The organism is Sphingomonas sp. NBWT7, from assembly GCF_014217605.1.
Lineage (GTDB): Bacteria > Pseudomonadota > Alphaproteobacteria > Sphingomonadales > Sphingomonadaceae > Sphingomonas.
Genome location: NZ_CP043639.1, coordinates 366,916 through 383,399 on the forward strand (window position 1 = coordinate 366,916; position 16,484 = coordinate 383,399).

19 protein-coding genes are annotated in these 16,484 nt (G+C 68.0%); 14 read left to right on the forward strand and 5 right to left on the reverse strand.

The window, feature by feature from the left end:
- Positions 1 to 14: 14 nt before the first annotated feature.
- Positions 15 to 1,058 (reverse strand): heat-inducible transcriptional repressor HrcA, encoded by a 1,044-nt coding sequence (hrcA, locus tag F1C10_RS01760; protein WP_185208277.1) that lies wholly within the window; start codon positions 1,056 to 1,058, stop codon positions 15 to 17.
- A gap of 81 nt (positions 1,059 to 1,139) precedes the next feature.
- Here hrcA and rph point away from each other — a divergent pair, with 81 nt between their 5' ends.
- Positions 1,140 to 1,856, forward strand: coding sequence for a ribonuclease PH (gene rph / locus F1C10_RS01765; protein ID WP_185208278.1), 717 nt, complete (start codon positions 1,140 to 1,142; stop codon positions 1,854 to 1,856).
- Positions 1,853 to 2,479, forward strand: a complete 627-nt coding sequence (gene rdgB, locus F1C10_RS01770; protein ID WP_185208280.1) for an RdgB/HAM1 family non-canonical purine NTP pyrophosphatase — start codon at positions 1,853 to 1,855, stop codon at positions 2,477 to 2,479. The genes rph and rdgB overlap by 4 nt, the downstream gene beginning before the upstream one ends.
- Before the next feature lie 121 nt (positions 2,480 to 2,600).
- Here the strand turns inward: rdgB and F1C10_RS01775 are convergent, their stop codons facing one another.
- A complete protein-coding gene (locus F1C10_RS01775; protein ID WP_185208282.1) occupies positions 2,601 to 3,242 on the reverse strand; it encodes a hypothetical protein in 642 nt (213 codons plus the stop codon).
- 329 nt (positions 3,243 to 3,571) lie between these two features.
- Complete coding sequence (locus F1C10_RS01780) at positions 3,572 to 4,183, reverse strand: CAP domain-containing protein (RefSeq protein ID WP_185208284.1); 612 nt, start codon at positions 4,181 to 4,183, stop codon at positions 3,572 to 3,574.
- Between the two features lie 12 nt (positions 4,184 to 4,195).
- Between F1C10_RS01780 and hemW the strand changes: the two genes are divergently transcribed.
- Positions 4,196 to 5,404 (forward strand): radical SAM family heme chaperone HemW, encoded by a 1,209-nt coding sequence (gene hemW, locus F1C10_RS01785; protein WP_185210011.1) that lies wholly within the window; start codon positions 4,196 to 4,198, stop codon positions 5,402 to 5,404.
- On the opposite strand, the gene F1C10_RS01790 is transcribed toward hemW, so the two are convergent.
- Positions 5,401 to 5,571, reverse strand: coding sequence for a hypothetical protein (locus F1C10_RS01790; protein WP_185208286.1), 171 nt, complete (start codon positions 5,569 to 5,571; stop codon positions 5,401 to 5,403). The genes hemW and F1C10_RS01790 overlap by 4 nt on opposite strands.
- A gap of 82 nt (positions 5,572 to 5,653) precedes the next feature.
- Entirely contained in the window at positions 5,654 to 6,523 is an 870-nt protein-coding gene (locus tag F1C10_RS01795) for a LysR family transcriptional regulator (RefSeq protein ID WP_185208288.1), read from the reverse strand.
- A 113-nt stretch (positions 6,524 to 6,636) separates the two neighbouring features.
- Between F1C10_RS01795 and F1C10_RS01800 the strand changes: the two genes are divergently transcribed.
- The 11 genes from F1C10_RS01800 to F1C10_RS01850 all read left to right on the forward strand — a co-directional run bounded on the left by F1C10_RS01800 (position 6,637) and on the right by F1C10_RS01850 (position 16,465).
- Positions 6,637 to 8,169, forward strand: a complete 1,533-nt coding sequence (locus F1C10_RS01800) for a CoA-acylating methylmalonate-semialdehyde dehydrogenase (RefSeq protein ID WP_185208289.1) — start codon at positions 6,637 to 6,639, stop codon at positions 8,167 to 8,169.
- Positions 8,170 to 8,216: 47 nt separating this feature from the next.
- Positions 8,217 to 8,705 carry a hypothetical protein gene (locus F1C10_RS16525; protein WP_219729774.1) on the forward strand — a complete coding sequence of 163 codons (489 nt, stop codon included), beginning with the start codon at positions 8,217 to 8,219 and terminating at the stop codon, positions 8,703 to 8,705.
- Between the two features lie 7 nt (positions 8,706 to 8,712).
- Positions 8,713 to 9,549: a formyltetrahydrofolate deformylase gene (gene purU, locus F1C10_RS01810; RefSeq protein ID WP_258043017.1), complete on the forward strand. Its 837-nt coding sequence runs from the start codon at positions 8,713 to 8,715 to the stop codon at positions 9,547 to 9,549.
- 9 nt (positions 9,550 to 9,558) lie between these two features.
- Positions 9,559 to 10,722 (forward strand): acyl-CoA dehydrogenase family protein, encoded by a 1,164-nt coding sequence (locus tag F1C10_RS01815; protein ID WP_185208291.1) that lies wholly within the window; start codon positions 9,559 to 9,561, stop codon positions 10,720 to 10,722.
- 20 nt (positions 10,723 to 10,742) lie between these two features.
- A complete protein-coding gene (locus F1C10_RS01820; protein WP_185208293.1) occupies positions 10,743 to 11,786 on the forward strand; it encodes an enoyl-CoA hydratase/isomerase family protein in 1,044 nt (347 codons plus the stop codon).
- A 57-nt stretch (positions 11,787 to 11,843) separates the two neighbouring features.
- Positions 11,844 to 12,626, forward strand: coding sequence for an enoyl-CoA hydratase-related protein (locus F1C10_RS01825; protein ID WP_185208294.1), 783 nt, complete (start codon positions 11,844 to 11,846; stop codon positions 12,624 to 12,626).
- A gap of 26 nt (positions 12,627 to 12,652) precedes the next feature.
- The gene (locus F1C10_RS01830) at positions 12,653 to 12,892 is read left to right on the forward strand and encodes a hypothetical protein (RefSeq protein WP_185208296.1); all 240 of its coding nucleotides are present in this window, start codon (positions 12,653 to 12,655) and stop codon (positions 12,890 to 12,892) included.
- On the forward strand, positions 12,892 to 13,773 hold the full coding sequence (gene mmsB, locus F1C10_RS01835; RefSeq protein ID WP_185208298.1) for a 3-hydroxyisobutyrate dehydrogenase: 882 nt from the start codon (positions 12,892 to 12,894) through the stop codon (positions 13,771 to 13,773). Before F1C10_RS01830 ends, mmsB begins: the two co-directional genes overlap by 1 nt.
- A complete protein-coding gene (locus F1C10_RS01840) occupies positions 13,770 to 14,222 on the forward strand; it encodes a GreA/GreB family elongation factor (RefSeq protein WP_185208300.1) in 453 nt (150 codons plus the stop codon). The genes mmsB and F1C10_RS01840 overlap by 4 nt, the downstream gene beginning before the upstream one ends.
- Positions 14,223 to 14,306: 84 nt before the next feature.
- A complete protein-coding gene (locus F1C10_RS01845; protein WP_185208302.1) occupies positions 14,307 to 14,771 on the forward strand; it encodes a DUF3597 domain-containing protein in 465 nt (154 codons plus the stop codon).
- A gap of 98 nt (positions 14,772 to 14,869) precedes the next feature.
- The gene (locus F1C10_RS01850) at positions 14,870 to 16,465 is read left to right on the forward strand and encodes an MFS transporter (RefSeq protein ID WP_185210014.1); all 1,596 of its coding nucleotides are present in this window, start codon (positions 14,870 to 14,872) and stop codon (positions 16,463 to 16,465) included.
- The last annotated feature ends 19 nt before the right edge of the window (positions 16,466 to 16,484 follow it).

The following is a 16,484-nucleotide window of genomic DNA, read 5'->3' on the forward strand; positions in this document are numbered from 1 at the left end:
CAATCGTTGCCGGCTCAACCCATCAGGCGGGCGAGCGTTGCGGCCGTGAAATCCACCATGGGCACGACGCGGGCGTAGTTCAACCGAGTCGGACCGATCACGCCGACAACGCCGACGACGCGGCCGTCGCTGCCGTGGAACGGCCGCGCGATCACCGACGAGCCCGACAGCGCGAACAGCTTGTTCTCTGCGCCGATGAAGATGCGCGTCGCATCGCCGGCGCGCGCTGAATCAAGCAGCGCGGCGATCTCCTGCTTGCCATCGAGATCGTCGAGGAGATCGCGCACGCGGTCGAGATCGGCGTTGGCAGCGTCGTCGAGCAGGCGACCCTGGCCGCGCACGATCAGCACCGGGCGCCGACCGCCGTCCTCGCTCCACACCGCGAGGCCGCGTTCGATCAGTGCGCGCGCCGCGCCGTCGAGCGCCGCGCGCCCTTGCGCGAGTTCACGATCGATCCGCGCGCGGGCGGCCGACAGGGTGAGGCCAGAGAGCGTGGCGGACATGAAATTGCCGGCTTCGACCAGCGCCGCCGGGCCGACGCCGGAGGGCAAATCGACGACGCGATTCTCGACCGATCCATCCTCGCTGACGAGTACCGCCAGCGCCTGCCCCTGCGATAGCGGCAGGAAGCCGATCGAGCGCAGCACCTGCTCACGCTTTGGCACCATCACGAGCCCGGCACATGCCGACAGGCCGGAGAGCGCGGCGGTCGTCGCGGCGAGCGCTTCCTCGACCGGGCCGCCGCTGCCAGCGCGCGATTCAATTGTCGCGCGCTCCTCGGCGGACGGCTCCAGCGCCTGCATCATTCCGTCGACGAACAGCCGCAGACCGAGATCGGTCGGCATTCGACCCGCCGACGTATGCGGCGCGGCGAGAAGACCGGCATCTTCGAGCTGCGCTAGCACGCTGCGGATCGAGGCCGGCGAAAGGCTGAGCCCCGCGAGCGCTAGCGTCTTCGATCCGACCGGCTGCCCGCTGGTGAGATAGCCGTCGACGACGCGGCGGAAGATGTCGCGGGCGCGGTCGTTGAGTTCGGCGATCGGCGGTGATGCGGTCACGCCGACGAATCTAGGACGCGCGGGCTGGCGCGGCAATCACCGAGCGGCTAACCGCGCGGGCCTATCCAGGAGAAATTGTTCATGCGTCCCAGCGGCCGTGCGCCCGACCAGATGCGCGCCATTAGCATCGAGCCGAACTTCACCCGTCACGCCGAGGGATCGGTGCTGATCGGCTTCGGCGATACCAAGGTGCTCGTCACCGCGAGCATTGAGGAGCGCGTGCCGCCGTTCCTGCGCGGCAAGGGGCAGGGCTGGGTGACGGCGGAATATGGCATGTTGCCGCGCGCCACGCATACCCGCGGCAGCAGAGAGGCAGCCAAAGGAAAGCAATCGGGTCGAACGCAGGAAATCCAGCGACTTATCGGGCGTTCCTTGCGCGCTGTCACCGATATGGCCGCGCTGGGCGAGCGGCAGATCGTGCTCGACTGCGACGTGATTCAGGCAGACGGCGGCACGCGCACCGCGTCGATCTCGGGCGCGTGGGTCGCGCTCAGGCTGGCGGTCGACGGGCTGATGCAGGCGGGCAAGATCGACAAGGATCCGATCGCGCAGAAGGTCGCGGCGGTCAGCTGCGGGATCTACCAGGGGCAGCCGGTGCTCGACCTTGATTACGTCGAGGATTCGAACGCCGACGCCGACGGCAATTTCGTACTGCTCCAGAACGGCAATATCGCCGAGGCGCAGGCGACCGCCGAGCATGCGACCTACGACGAGGAAGCGCTGCTGCGCCTGCTGCGGCTGGCGCGGATCGGCTGCACCGACATCTTCGCGGCGCAGGCCAAGGCGGTCGGCCGGTGAGTGGGGAGGGCGACGCGCCGCAAGCAATTCGCAAGCTGCAACCGGGACGGTTGGTGATCGCCAGCCATAATCCGGGCAAGGTGCGCGAGATCGCTGCGCTGCTCGAGGGGCGCGGGCTCGACGTCGTGTCGGCGGCCGAGCTCGACCTGCCCGAACCCGAGGAAACGGGCACCACCTTCGTAATGAACGCCGAGCTCAAGGCGCGCGCGGCGGCCGATCTGTCGGGCCTGCCCGCGCTGGCCGACGACAGCGGCCTGTGTGTCGAGGCATTGGGCGGCGACCCCGGCATTTTCTCGGCGCGGTGGGCGGGCGAGGGCAAGGACTTCGCCGAGGCGATGCGCCGCGTCGAGGCGAAGCTGGCCGAAATCGAGGGCGCGCCGCGTGATGCGCATTTCGTTTGCGCGCTCGCGCTCGCATGGCCGGACGGGCATGTCGAGTGGTTCGAAGGCCGGGTCAACGGCACGCTGGTATGGCCGCCGCGCGGCGATAAGGGCTTCGGCTACGACGCGATGTTCCTGCCCGATGGCGCGTTGGAGACGTTCGGCGAGATGGAGGAGGACGCGAAACACGCGATCAGCCACCGCGCGGACGCCTTCCGCCAGATGGTGGGCGCGGTCTTCTGAGTGCGTCGGGCCGGCAGGAACGACTGCTTTCGGAAGAGCGCTGAACACCTGCCATTATGTGCCTGCCCGACGGTCACGCGAATGTCCGCTATCGCCGGGACAGCGGCCGGTCACGCGCTGCCTATCTGGCGTTGTCGATCCACGATTGAGGGATCGGATGCCCTTTGCCGCGATTGATGGCGATAGCGGCCTGCAGATAGGCGACCGCCTGCGCGCGGTGACCGGTTGATTGCAGCACCGCCGCTGCATTGACGCGGCTGATGGTGTCGGCTGGATCAAGGCGGCTGGCCTGTTCGAACCGACGCAGCGCCTCCGCCTGATCCCCTCGCTTCCAAGCGTCTGCGCCGAGAGATCGGACGGCGCCTGCCTGCTCATCGATTGGCAGTAAATCGGTGTCCACAATCCCGGCGAGTGCGGTGCGTTTCAAGGTGGGGTCGCCCATCGCTTCAGCGATACGGTACTGATATTGGAGCGTCGCAAACTGTTCATCGTTGGTGAGGCCGGGTGTTGCCGCGACGTCCGAAAGCGCTTGGTGGGCTGGAATGAGTTTTCCCGCACCGACCAGCTTCTGCACATCGACGAACCTGCAGGCGATCTGCTTGCGCAGTACTACACCCTCTGCCCGGCAGGACTTCCAGGCGATCGTGCGCTGGTTCCCGAACGCATCCACCCCACTGTCGGGGGTCAATCCATTCGCACTGGTCTTCATGGCGATCATCGGGTTGTGTTGCAGCGAGTAGCGCGAAATACGCGAGCCGAGCACGACCCCCTTCTTGCTAAGTCCGGGGCATCGGCATCGAGGCCATCGGAATTAGGGGCATAGACGACAATGTCCTTCGGCTCAGTTGACGGCGCCTCTTTTGAAGCCTGTTGCGCCGGCACGCCGGTCGAAGTCGCGAGAGCCAAAACGAAGAGTGGGCCATAGATGCGCATCGTCGTTCGCTCCCTAGCTGATTGGCTAGATGCCCCTAGTCCTAACCTGGTGTAACAGCTTGCTTATCTGCAGCGCGCACCAAATCGCTGCTGACTGCAATTGGGCGCAAGTCGACCGTCCGCTTCGCCGGGTTCAAGGCATAACCACGTGTCGCAGCATCAAAATGCTCGTTGGCCAACCACATTGCCAGCCGGGCTGTAGCGGCAGACCAGATAGTCGTCGGTCGCGCTCGAGGCGGTCGCGCAGCCAAGCCTCTGCGTGTCGCGCCAGACGATCTGCGTATAGTGCGCGACGTCCTGCCACCGGCCGGTGCGGCTGAATGCCGGCGTCGGGCGGTCGACGAAATCGCGCCGTTCAGCGACCCAGTGTCCGATCATCTCGTCGTAGCGATAGGCGCCGCGTGTGCCCGTCCACAAATTCTCGCCCTCGCGCGACGGGCCGTGCGGCTGGTCGGCATGCGCGAAGCGGCCGGTCCGCGCCATCTGCTCGGCATGCGCGAAGCGGCCGGTCCGCGCCATCTCCTCGGCATAGGCACGCGCCGTGGCCGCGAGCCGATCATCCCACGCCAGCGGGGGGACATCGACGGCGGCGCGGGCGCGATTGTGCGCGCGGAGCATCGTGTCGCGGAGCAGCGCTGTGCCGCGCGACGCCGGGGCGTCAGTTGCGCGCTGCTCGACGATCCGTTCGGGGCCGGGATCGGGCGATTGCGCGCATCCTGTCAGCATCAGGGCGAGGGGAAGGAGGTAGCGGTGCAGCGACATCGCCGCCATATCGGCCCGACCATGGTTTCCAACAATGCACCGGCTGTCGATCGCGCGCCGAACGATGACGCGATCGGCGCCCCGCTGGCGCTCTACGTCCACTGGCCGTTCTGCGTGTCCAAATGCCCGTATTGCGATTTCAACAGCCACGTGCGCGCGTCGGTCGATCAGGAAGCGTGGCGCGATGCACTGCTCGCCGATCTCGCCTATGAAGCCGCAATGCTGCCCGGACGGCGGCTCGGCTCGATCTTCTTCGGCGGCGGCACGCCGTCGCTGATGCCGCCAGCGACAGTCGCCGCGGTGCTGACGGCCGCCGAGCGGGCGTGGGGGTTCGCGCCCGATATCGAGATCACGCTGGAGGCGAACCCTTCGTCGGTCGAAGCGGCGCGGTTCGCGGATCTCGCCGCCGCCGGCGTCAACCGCGCCTCGCTCGGACTCCAGGCGCTCGACGATGTGTCGCTCCAGTTCCTCGGGCGCGCGCACGGTGTCGACGAGGGGCTGGCGGCGCTGGCGGTGGCGCAGGACGTCTTCCGGCGCGTCAGCTTCGACCTGATCTATGCCCGGCCCGGCCAGGCGATCGCCGCGTGGGAGGCGGAGCTTCGCCGCGCGATCGGCTTCGGCACCGAGCATCTGTCCTTGTACCAACTGACGATCGAGCCGGGGACGCGCTTCTTCACCGAGGCGGCGGCGGGGCGGCTGACGATCCCCGATGAGGATACGGCGGCGACGCTGTTCGAGACGACACGCGCGATCACCGCGGCGGCGGGGCTGCCGGCGTATGAGATCAGCAACCACGCGAAACCGGGGGCGGAGAGCCGGCACAATCTGACCTATTGGCGCTACCGCGATTACGCCGGGATCGGCCCTGGCGCGCACGGGCGGCGTGGCGGCGTGGCAACGACGCGGCGGCGTAAGCCCGAGAATTGGCTCGCCGCCGTCGCGCGCAACGGTCACGGGACCGAGGCGGAGGAGCCGCTCGCGCCGCAGACATGCGCGTCCGAGGCACTGCTGATGGGGCTGCGGCTGCGTGAGGGCGTCGATCTTCGCCGCGTCGCCGCGCTTGGCCAGACGGATATCGCCGGCGTCGTCGACGAGGCGGCGATCGAGCGCCTGCCCGAGCTGATCGTGCGGGAAGGCGACCGGCTGCGGATCACGGAGGCCGGCATGCTGCTGCTCGATGCTATCCTGCCGGAGGTGGTGCGCGATACAACCGCGCACAAAATCGCCTAATATCCCCACCAGGCGACGAGCATGATCAGCAGCGCGATCGCGACGAAGACGAAATGTCCGCGATAGGGATCGCGTTCGGGGCGGTCGACGAACAGCGGCGGATCGTCTGGCCGTGGCATGTCGGGCGGGGGCGGTTCCTCGAGCGGCGGTTCGCGCTTGTCGGTCATCGTCACCTCCTTGCCGGCGCTCGGCAGCGCGTCATGCCCGCCACAACTGGAGGCGGCAAGCATTGCCGCGACGGTCGCGCCGTCAGGCGGGCGGGATCACGGTATCGCGCAGCCACTGGCTGACCGCCTGGATCCGCGGCGCGGCGTGCCCGTCGGCGTGGGTAACCAGCCAGAAGGTGCGCGATAGCGCGACATCGTCGGGCAGTACGGGCACCAGCGCCGTGTCACCCACGGCGACAAAGTCGGGCAGGATGCCGATCCCGGCGCCCGATCGTACCATTGCGTGCTGCACGTTGATGCTGGTCGAGCGCAGCCGCGCGACAAGCCCGTCGTGCACCTCCGATAGGTAATCGAGCTCGGGCGCGTGGATATGCTCGGGCACGTAGCCGAGCAGGACGTGGCGTTCGAGCGACTGCCGGTCTGCCGGCAGGCCATGGGCGGCGAGATAGGCTGGCGCGGCGTAGAGGCGCAGGCGATAGTGGGCGAGCTTGCCTGCGATCAGCTGGCGGTTGCGCGGGCGGGCGAGCATGACGGCGATGTCGGCCTCTCGCTTCGACGGATCGAGAAATCCCGATGCGGTAATGAGGTCAAGCCGGATCCTGGGATGCGCGGACTGGAGCGCCGGCAGGCGGCGGGCGAGGACGTGCGTCGCGAGGCCCTCGGCGACGCTGAGCCGCACGTGGCCGGCGATGCCGCCGCCGCGCTCGCCCTCCGTCGCGGAAAGGATCGCGGCGTCGACCGCCTCGGCATGGCCGAGCAGCTTCTGCCCCGCGTCGCTCAACCGCCGTTCGCCGCCGATCGATTCGAATAGCGGCTGGCCGACCGCTGCCTCGAGCCGCTGCAGCCGGCGCGCGACGGTTGTGGTGTCGATGCCGAGCGCGCGCGCGGCCGCCGCGACCCTGCCGGCGTGCGCGACGGAGAGGAACACGCGCAGATCGTCCCAGTTCTTCACGCGCTCGGCCCCGGCATGGCTGCAAAAATGCATTCGTGCATTGCGAAATCACGCGCTTGTATGCAGAAACGCCGCTGGCCTACAAGCCGCGCGAACAATCACCGGAGAGCCCCATGCGTGTCATCGATCACCACATCGTCGGTTCGGGCGGCGCAGGTAGCGGCCGTACCTCCGAGGTGTTCGATCCGAACACCGGCAAGGTGCAGGCAACGGTGACGTTGGGCACGCAGGCCGATCTCGACCGCGCGATTACAGCCGCGCAGGCGGCGCAGCCGGCATGGGCGGCAACGAATCCGCAGCGGCGCGCACGCGTGATGTTCGCGTTCAAGGCGCTGGTCGAAGCCAACATGGACGAGCTGGCGCACCTGCTGAGCAGCGAGCACGGCAAGGTGATCGCCGACGCGAAGGGCGACATCCAGCGCGGGCTGGAAGTGATCGAATTCTGCTGCGGCATCCCGCACGTGCTGAAGGGCGAATATACCCAAGGGGCGGGACCGGGGATCGACGTCTACTCGATGCGCCAGCCGCTCGGCATCGGCGCTGGTATCACACCGTTCAACTTCCCGGCGATGATCCCGCTGTGGATGAGCGGCGTCGCGATCGCGACGGGCAATGCCTTCATCCTGAAGCCGTCCGAGCGCGACCCGAGCGTGCCGGTGCGGCTCGCCGAGCTGTTCCGCGAAGCGGGGCTGCCCGAGGGCATCCTGCAGGTGGTGCAGGGCGACAAGGAGATGGTCGACGCGATCCTCGATCATCCGGCGATCAGCGCAGTCAGCTTCGTCGGGTCGAGCGACATCGCGCATTACGTGTACCGGCGCGGCGTCGCGGCGGGCAAGCGCGTGCAGGCGATGGGCGGCGCGAAGAACCACGGCATCGTGATGCCCGACGCCGATCTCGACCAAGTCGTCGCCGACCTGTCGGGCGCCGCCTTCGGCTCGGCGGGCGAGCGCTGCATGGCGCTGCCCGTGGTTGTGCCGGTCGGCGAGAAGACCGCGGTGGCGCTGCGCGAGAAGCTGATCCCCGCGATCGCGGCGCTGCGCGTCGGCGTGTCGACCGATGCGGAGGCGCATTACGGCCCCGTGGTCAACGCGGCGCATCGGCAGCGCGTCGAGAACTGGATCCAGACCGGCGTCGACGAGGGCGCGGAGCTCGTCGTCGACGGGCGCGGCTTCACGCTGCAGGGGCATGAGGAGGGCTTCTTCATCGGGCCCAGCCTGTTCGATCACGTCACGCCCGAGATGAGCGCGTACAAGGAAGAGATCTTTGGCCCCGTGCTCCAGATCGTCCGCGCGCCCGATTTCGAGACCGCAGTGCGGCTGCCGAGCGATCATCAATACGGCAATGGCGTCGCGATCTTCACGCGCAACGGCCATGCCGCGCGTGAGTTCGCCGCGCGCGTCAACGTCGGCATGGTCGGCATCAACGTGCCGATCCCGGTGCCGGTCGCCTATCACACCTTCGGCGGATGGAAGCGCTCGGCGTTCGGCGATACCAATCAGCACGGCATGGAAGGCGTGAAGTTCTGGACCAAGGTCAAGACCGTCACGCAGCGCTGGCCGGACGGCAGCAGCGACCTGCCGCGCGGCAGCAAGGACGGCGGGCCGAGCCGTATCCAGGACGCGTTCGTCATTCCGACGATGGGCTGATCCGATCGGTGGTAGCATAGCCGATCGGCCAGGCAGGAGAAGCGGGCATGGACAGGACGGTGACGGCAACGATGATCTCGGCAACCGCAGCGCTGCTGTCCGCTTGCCAGGTTCCGATGCCAGAGCAGCGGAACGAGACGCCGGTGGAAGAGGGCGCGACCTTCAACGTCGTCAACGCGCTCGATCCGGCGCCGCGCGATGACGCCGCGGACGTCGCGGCGGCGGCGAACGACGGCCGCCTGCCGCCCGCTTTCCTCGGGCGCTGGGGGCTCGTGCCGGCGGATTGCACGTCGACGCGCGGCGACGCCAAGGGATTGATGACGGTCGAGGCCGATCGTCTCACCTTCTACGAGTCGCGCGCGACGATCTCCAAGCTTACCGCCGTCTCGCCGACCGAGCTGCGCGCGAGCCTCGCGTTCAGCGGCGAGGGGCAGGAATGGACGCAGGAGACGCCGCTGGTGCTCGAGGACAATGGCAATGCGCTGACCCGCGTCGCTGACGGGCAGACGCTCCGCTACACCCGCTGTACGGCGTGATCGCCCGGTGACGCAGGCGGCCTGGATCTTCACCTTCTCGTGCCAGGACCGCGGCGGGATCGTCGCCGCGGTGACGGGTACGCTTGCCGACGCGGGCGGCTTCATCCTCGACAGCCAGCAATATGCCGATCTCGACAGCGGGCGCTTCTTCATGCGCGTCGTGTTCGCGGGGCCGGACGTGCGCGATGCGCTGTCGGTCGTCGCCGCGCGCTTCGGGTTCGACTGGACGCTGGTGCCCGCCGATCACCGCCCGCACGTGGTGATCGCCTGCTCGACGACGTCGCACTGCCTCAACGATCTGCTGCACCGCTGGTCGATCGGCGCGCTGCCGATCGATCCGGTCGCGGTCGTCTCCAACCACGAGACGCTGCGCAAGTTGGCCGAATGGCACGGCGTGCCGTTCCATCACCTACCGGTATCGGCCGCGAACCGCGGCGCGCAGGAGGCGGCGCTGCGAGCGATCTTCGACGAGGCGCGCGCGGATCTGCTGGTGCTCGCGCGCTACATGCAGGTGCTGTCGCCCGATCTCGTCGCGGCGCTCGCCGGGCGGTGCGTCAACATCCATCACAGCTTCCTGCCGAGCTTCAAGGGCGCCAAGCCTTACCATCAGGCGCATGCGCGCGGCGTGAAGCTGATCGGTGCGACGGCACACTTCGTCACCACCGATCTCGATGAAGGACCGATCATCGAGCAGGCGGCCGAGCGCGTCGATCACCGCGCGACGGTCGAGGAGTTCATCGCCACCGGGCGCGATATCGAGGCGCAGGTGCTCGCGCGCGCGGTGCGTTGGATCGCCGAGCGCCGCGTCCTTGCCAATGGTGCGCGCACCGTCGTCTTCCGTTAGAGAGTTCCCATGACCGACCAGTCCGACCCAACCGCCCAGTTCGATCTAACGGGCGACCAGCGCGAGATCCAGGAACTCGCGCGCCGTTTCACCGCCGATCGCATTACGCCGTTCGCGGCTGAGTGGGACGAGCAGCACATCTTCCCGCGCGACACGATCAAGGCCGCGGCCGAGCTCGGCTTCGCCGCAATCTACGTCAGCGAGGAGAGCGGCGGGATCAACCTCGGCCGGCTCGAGGCGGCGCTGATCATGGAGGCGATGGCCTATGGCTGCCCCGCGACGAGCGCGTTCATCTCGATCCACAACATGGCGTCGTGGATGATCGATCGCTTCGGCTCGGACGATCTCAAGGGCCGCTATCTCCCCGACCTCGTCACGATGGAGCGGATGGCGAGCTACTGCCTGACCGAGCCGGGCTCCGGATCGGATGCCGCGGCGCTCAAAACGAGCGCGCGGCTCGACGGCGATCATTACGTCGTCAACGGCACCAAGCAGTTCATCTCGGGCGCTGGCGAGAACGAAGTCTACGTCACGATGGTGCGCACCGGGGCGGAGGGGCCGAAGGGGATTTCGTGCCTGGTCATCGACAAGGATACGCCCGGCGTCAGCTTTGGCGCGAACGAGCGCAAGCTCGGCTGGCACGCACAGCCGACGCGCCAGGTGATCTTCGACAACGTGCGCGTCCCCGTCGCCAATCGCGTCGGGCAGGAAGGCGAGGGGTTCCGCTTCGCAATGATGGGGCTCGACGGCGGGCGGCTCAACATCGGCGCCTGCTCGCTGGGCGGCGCGCAGCGCTGCCTCGACGAGGCGATCGCCTATACCAAGGATCGCCAGCAGTTCGGGCGGCCGGTGGCCGATTTCCAGAACACGCAGTTCACGCTCGCCGACATGGATACCGAGCTGCAGGCCGCACGCTACCTCCTCTATGTCGCGGCCGCTAAGGTAACCGCGAACGCGCCCGACAAGACGCGTTTCGCGGCGATGGCGAAGCGGCTCGCGACCGATACCGGATCGTCGGTGGTCGATCGCGCGCTGCAGCTGCACGGCGGCTACGGCTATCTGATGGATTATCCGGTGGAGCGTTTCTGGCGTGACCTTCGCGTGCACTCGATCCTTGAAGGCACCAATCAGGTAATGCGGATGATCGTCGGGCGCGAGCTGACGCGGCAGTGAGCGGGACGGAAGGAACCAGCATGATCCAGGACCTGATCGTCACGACGGAGGGCGCCGTCGGCCGCATCCGCCTCAACCGGCCCAAGGCGATCCACGCGCTCAACACCGCGATGTGCGAGGGCGTGCTCGCCGCACTCGAGGCGTGGCGCGCCGACACGGCGGTGCAGGCGATCGTGATCGACCATGCAGAGGGTCGCGGTTTCTGCGCGGGCGGCGACATCCGCATGCTGGCGGACAGCGGTGCGAAGGACGGCGCGGAAGCGCGCGCGTTCTTTCACACCGAATATCGCATGAACCACCGGCTGTTCACCTACGCCAAGGACACGATCGCGTTCATGGACGGGATCACGATGGGCGGCGGCGTCGGCCTGTCGCAGCCGTGCCGCTTCCGCGTCGCGACCGAGAATACGAAGTTCGCGATGCCCGAGACGGGGATCGGCCTGTTCCCCGACGTCGGTGGCGGTTGGTATCTGTCGCGCCTGCCGGGGCGGTTCGGGCAGTATCTCGCGCTGACCGGCCACCGGCTCGACGGTGCGGAGACGTTGGCGCTCGGCCTCGCAACGCACTTCCTGCCCGCCGAGAAGGTGGACGAGGCGAAGCGGCGCACCATCGCAGAGCCGACGGGGATCGACGCGATCCTCACCGACCTGTCGGCCGATCCGGGCCGCGCCGCGATCCTCGAACATCGCGCCGAGATCGATCGGCTGTTCGCGTCCGACCGGCTCGAGGACGTGTTCGACGCGCTGGCGGCGGACGGCAGCGATTTCGCGCGCGATACGCTGGCGACGTTGAAGACCAAATCGCCGCAGACGATGAAGGTCAGCCTCAAGCTCCTTCTCGACGGCAAGTCGATGCCGACGTTCGAGGACGAGATGCGTCAGGAATATGCCGTCGGGGCGCGCGTCGTGCAGCGGCACGACTTCCTCGAGGGCGTCCGCGCGGTAATCGTCGACAAGGACAATGCGCCGCGCTGGGATCCGGCGACGCCGGAGGGCGTGAGCGACCACGTGATCGACCAGATCTTCGCGCCCTTGCCCGATGCCGAGGCGTGGACGCCGGCCTAATCAACAAATTATCGTTACCCCGGCGCCGATCCGGGGCAACGACGGGAGAGACTATCGATGCCTGATTACGCCAATATCCTGGTCGAGCAGCGCGGCGCTGTGACGCTCGTCACGCTTAACCGGCCGCAGGCGCTCAATGCGCTGAATTCGGACGTGCTGGCCGATCTCGCCGCAGCATTCGGCGCGTACGACAAGGATCCCGGCCAGCGCTGCCTGGTGCTGACCGGCGCGGGCGAGAAGGCGTTCGCGGCCGGCGCAGACATCAAACAGATGGCGGACATGGCGGCGGCCGATTTCTTTCTCCAGGATTTCTTCGCCGGCTGGCAGACCGGTGTGGTCGCAACGCGCAAGCCGTGGATCGCGGCGGTCAACGGTTTTGCACTCGGCGGCGGCTGCGAGCTCGCGATGATGGCGGACTTCATCTACGCCGCTGACACCGCCAAGTTCGGCCAGCCCGAAATCAAGCTCGGCGTCGCGCCGGGCATGGGCGGGTCGCAGCGGCTGACGCGCGCGATCGGCAAGGCCAAGGCGATGGAAATGTGCCTGACCGCCCGGATGATGGATGCCGCCGAAGCGGAACGCAGTGGGCTCGTCGCAAAGGTAGTGCCGCTCGACAATCTGCTCGACGAGACGCTGAAAACCGCCGAGCTGATCGCCGGCATGCCGCCGATGGCCGCGATGGTGAACAAGGAAATGGTCAACACCGCGTACGAGACCAATCTTGCGCAGGGCATCCTGACCGAACGCCGCCTGTTCCAGATCCTGACCGCGACGCAGGACAAGGCCGAGGGCATGGCGGCATTCATCGAGAAGCGTGCTGGGAACTGGAAGGGACGCTGATCGACCTCCTGCTGGTATGCGCGGCGGTGATCGCCGCTTCGGGCGTGGCGGCGGGGCGCTGGACGCGGCTGCACCCGCTGGTCGCGGCGACGCTGGTGGCGATCCTGCCGGCGGTGCTGGCGGTCATCGCGATGGCCGGGTTTATGGCGGACGCGCGCAGCGTCTACGGTGCGGGGCTGCTCGCGTTCGTTGCGGCTGCGGGCATCGCGGCCTTTGGCGCGTTCCTCGGTTGGTTGCGCCGCAAGCATGTTGAAGGAATTGGGTAATGGCACGCGTCGGTTTCATCGGGCTCGGCAATATGGGCGGCGGCATGGCCGCTAACCTCGCGAAGAACGGGCATGACGTTCACGCCTTCGACCTGAGCGAGGAGGCGCTGGCGCGCGCGCGGCAGGCGGGGTGCCTACCGGTCGCCGATGCCGCTGCGGCAGCGGAAGGTGCCGAGGCGATCATCACCATGCTGCCCGCTGGGCGACACGTCGCGGGCGTTTATACGGACGCCGTCTTCCCGCACGCAGCGCCGGGCGCCGTATTGATCGACTGCTCGACGATCGACGTCGCAACCGCGCGCCAGCTGGCGAGCGACGCAGCGGCGAAGGGGCTCGAGGCGGTCGATGCGCCCGTATCGGGCGGGATCGCGGCGGCGAACGGCGGGACGCTGACCTTCATGGTCGGCGGCACCGACGCCGGCTTCCGCCGCGCGCAGCCGTTCCTGGAGGACATGGGCAAGGCGGTGATCCACGCGGGCGCGAGTGGCGCAGGCCAGGCGGTCAAGATGTGCAACAACCTGATCCTTGCCGGCACGATGATTGCGACATGCGAGGGCTTCGCGCTCGCCGAGAAGCTTGGGCTCGATCCGCAGGTGTTCTACGACATTTCGAGCAAAGCGACGGGGCAGAGCTGGTCAATGACGAGCTACTGCCCGCTGCCGGGCGTCGGCCCCGAGAGCCCGGCGGACCGCGACTATCAGGGCGGGTTCGCCGCCGCGCTGATGCTGAAGGATCTGCGGCTCGCAATGGCGGCGGCAGCGGAAGCCGGCGCCACGCTACCGCTCGGCACGCGCGCGACCGAGCTCTACGAGGCGTTCGCCGCCGAGCACGGCAACCTAGATTTCTCCGCGATCATCAAGACGGCGCAGGGCAAGGCGTGAGCGTCGCCTTCCGCCGCGAGAGCGACGAGGAGCACAAGGAGCCGCGCTTCGAGCTCCCGCTGCCCGCGGGGCCGAACCTTGTCACTGCGCGCGGGCAGGCGCTGATCGATGAGCGGATCGCCGCCCTCGAGGCCGAGCGGCCCACCGCCGACGAGGCGCGCGCGGCCGAGATCGCGCGCGAGCTGCGCTACTGGGTGACGCGCCGCGCGACTGCGATCCTCGCACCGCCGCCGCCCGTCGACGAGGTCGCCTTCGGCAGCACCGTGACGTTCCGGCTCAACGGCAAGGAGCAGCGGATCACGCTCGTCGGCGACGACGAGGCTGAACCCGCCGCCGGCCTCGTCTCCTTCTCCGCGCCACTCGCCCGCGCGATGATCGGGGCGGGGGAGGGCGAGCTCGTCGCCTTCAACGGGCGTGACGACGCGATCGAGATCCTCGCGCTGGGGTGATCTGCCGGCGGTGGCCCCCACGAGCCACGGCACCAACGATGTCGTGCCGCGTTTCGCTCGCATCCCATATACAGGAGCGACGGCATGAGTATTTTCGGTGCGATCAAGAAAGCGATCTTTGGCGATCGCGGGCCGCTTGGCGGTCAATTCTCGGGCAAGCCGGCCCCGGCGCCGAGCCCGCAGGCGGCTCCCGCGCCCACCCCGCAGTCGCGCCCGGCGCCTACGCCTAACGCCACGCCGCAGCAGTCACCCGCCGCGACACCCGCGCAGGCAGCCCCCGCCGCAGCGCCGGTCGACGTCGAGAAAGTGTTGACCGATATCGCGGCGAAGCGCGGCGGGCCGCAGCTCAACTGGCGCACATCGATCGTCGACCTGATGAAGCTGCTCGACATCGATTCGAGCCTCGACAACCGCAAGGAGCTGGCGACCGAGCTCGGCTATTCCGGTGCGAAGGACGGGTCGGCGGAGATGAACATCTGGCTCCACAAGGCGGTGATGCGCGAGCTGGAGAAGAACGGCGGCGTCGTGCCCGCCGGGCTGAAAGATTGACGTTGCCGATCGCGCGGTCCCGGCGGCCGCGCGATCGATCCGCTTGCCGCCCCCCGCCGTTGCGCTAGACGAACGGCAACGGAGGGGCGAGCATGACGATGGCGGCAGACGGCGTAGCGGGGGAACCGGCGCCGAGCGACATTCGGCTGGTGATATCGGCGTCGGCGCTCGGCACCGTGTTCGAATGGTATGATTTCTTCATCTACGGCACGCTCGCCGCCTCGGGCGTGATCGGACGCACCTTCTTCCCCGCGGGCAACGAAACGGTGCAGGCACTGCTCGCCTGGGCGGGTTTCGCTGTCGGCTTCGGGTTTCGGCCGCTGGGCGCGGTGGTGTTCGGCTATCTCGGCGACCGGTTGGGGCGCAAATACACGTTTCTCGTCACAATCACGCTGATGGGCATCGCCACCGCCGGCGTCGGCCTGGTGCCGTCCTATGCCGCGATCGGCATGGCGGCGCCGCTGATCGTCATCCTGCTGCGGATCGCGCAAGGGCTGGCGCTCGGCGGTGAATATGGCGGGGCGGCGGTCTATGTCGCCGAGCATTCGCCCGCTGGCCGCAGCGGCTATTACACCAGTTTCATCCAGGCGGGCGTCGCCGGCGGCTTCGTGCTCAGCCTCGCGGTCGTGCTCGGCTTCAAGGCGCTGATTCCGGCCGACGCGTGGAGCGCATGGGGCTGGCGCCTGCCGTTCCTCTTCTCGGTGCTGCTGCTCGCAATCTCGCTGTGGATGCGCCTCAAGCTGTCCGAAAGCCCGGTATTCAAGAAGATGCGCGCGGCGGGCGAAATCGAGAAGAATCCCGTGCGCGCCAGCTTCACCTATCCCGGCAATGTGAAGCGGATGTTCGTCGCGCTGATCGGCATCGCCGCCGGGCTGACGGTGATCTGGTACACGTCGATGTTCAGCGTCCTGTCGTTCCTGCAGACGACGATGCGCGTCGAGGAAACGACGGCGCAACTGCTGTCGGGCGCCGGCGCGATGATGGGATTGTTCTGGTTCGTCTATTTCGGGCGGCTGTCGGATCGTATCGGGCGCAAGAAGCCGATCGTCATCGGCTACGTCCTGACGCTGATCCTGCTGTTCCCGATCTTCTGGCTGATCGCCGGCGCCGCGAACCCCGCCCTCGCCGCGGCCGGGCGCGCGTCGCCGGTCGTCGTCTCAGGCCCGGATTGCACCTACAGCCCGTTCGCGGTGAAGCAGGCGACCGAGTGCGGCCGGCTGCTCGATACACTGTCTAAGAAGGGGGTGCCGTACACCACGGCCAAGGCGCCGGTGACGACGCTCACCATCGGGGCGCAGCCGCTCGCCGATCGCTCCCCCGCGGCGATCGACGCCGCCCTCGCGCAGGCGGGCTACGATCTCGCGAAGGTCTCGCCGTCCGCCGGCAATGTCGCGCTGATCCTGCTCGGCATTCTCGCGATCACCGGCCTGTCGGGCATCACCTATGGCCCCGTCGCGGCGGCGCTCGCCGAGATGTTCCCGCCGGCGATCCGCTATTCCTCGCTGTCGATCCCCTATCATCTGGGCACCGGCTATTTCGGCGGATTTCTGCCGTTCATCAGCCAGTATATCGTCGCGAAGACGGGGGATCCGTTCGCCGGGCTATGGTATACCTGGGCGATCGCGCTGCTCGCGCTGGTCGTGTGCCTCGTCTGGTTGCGCGACGATGCGCAAGGGCGCGCGACGGTGGCGTGATCGCACCGCCGCGGCTAAG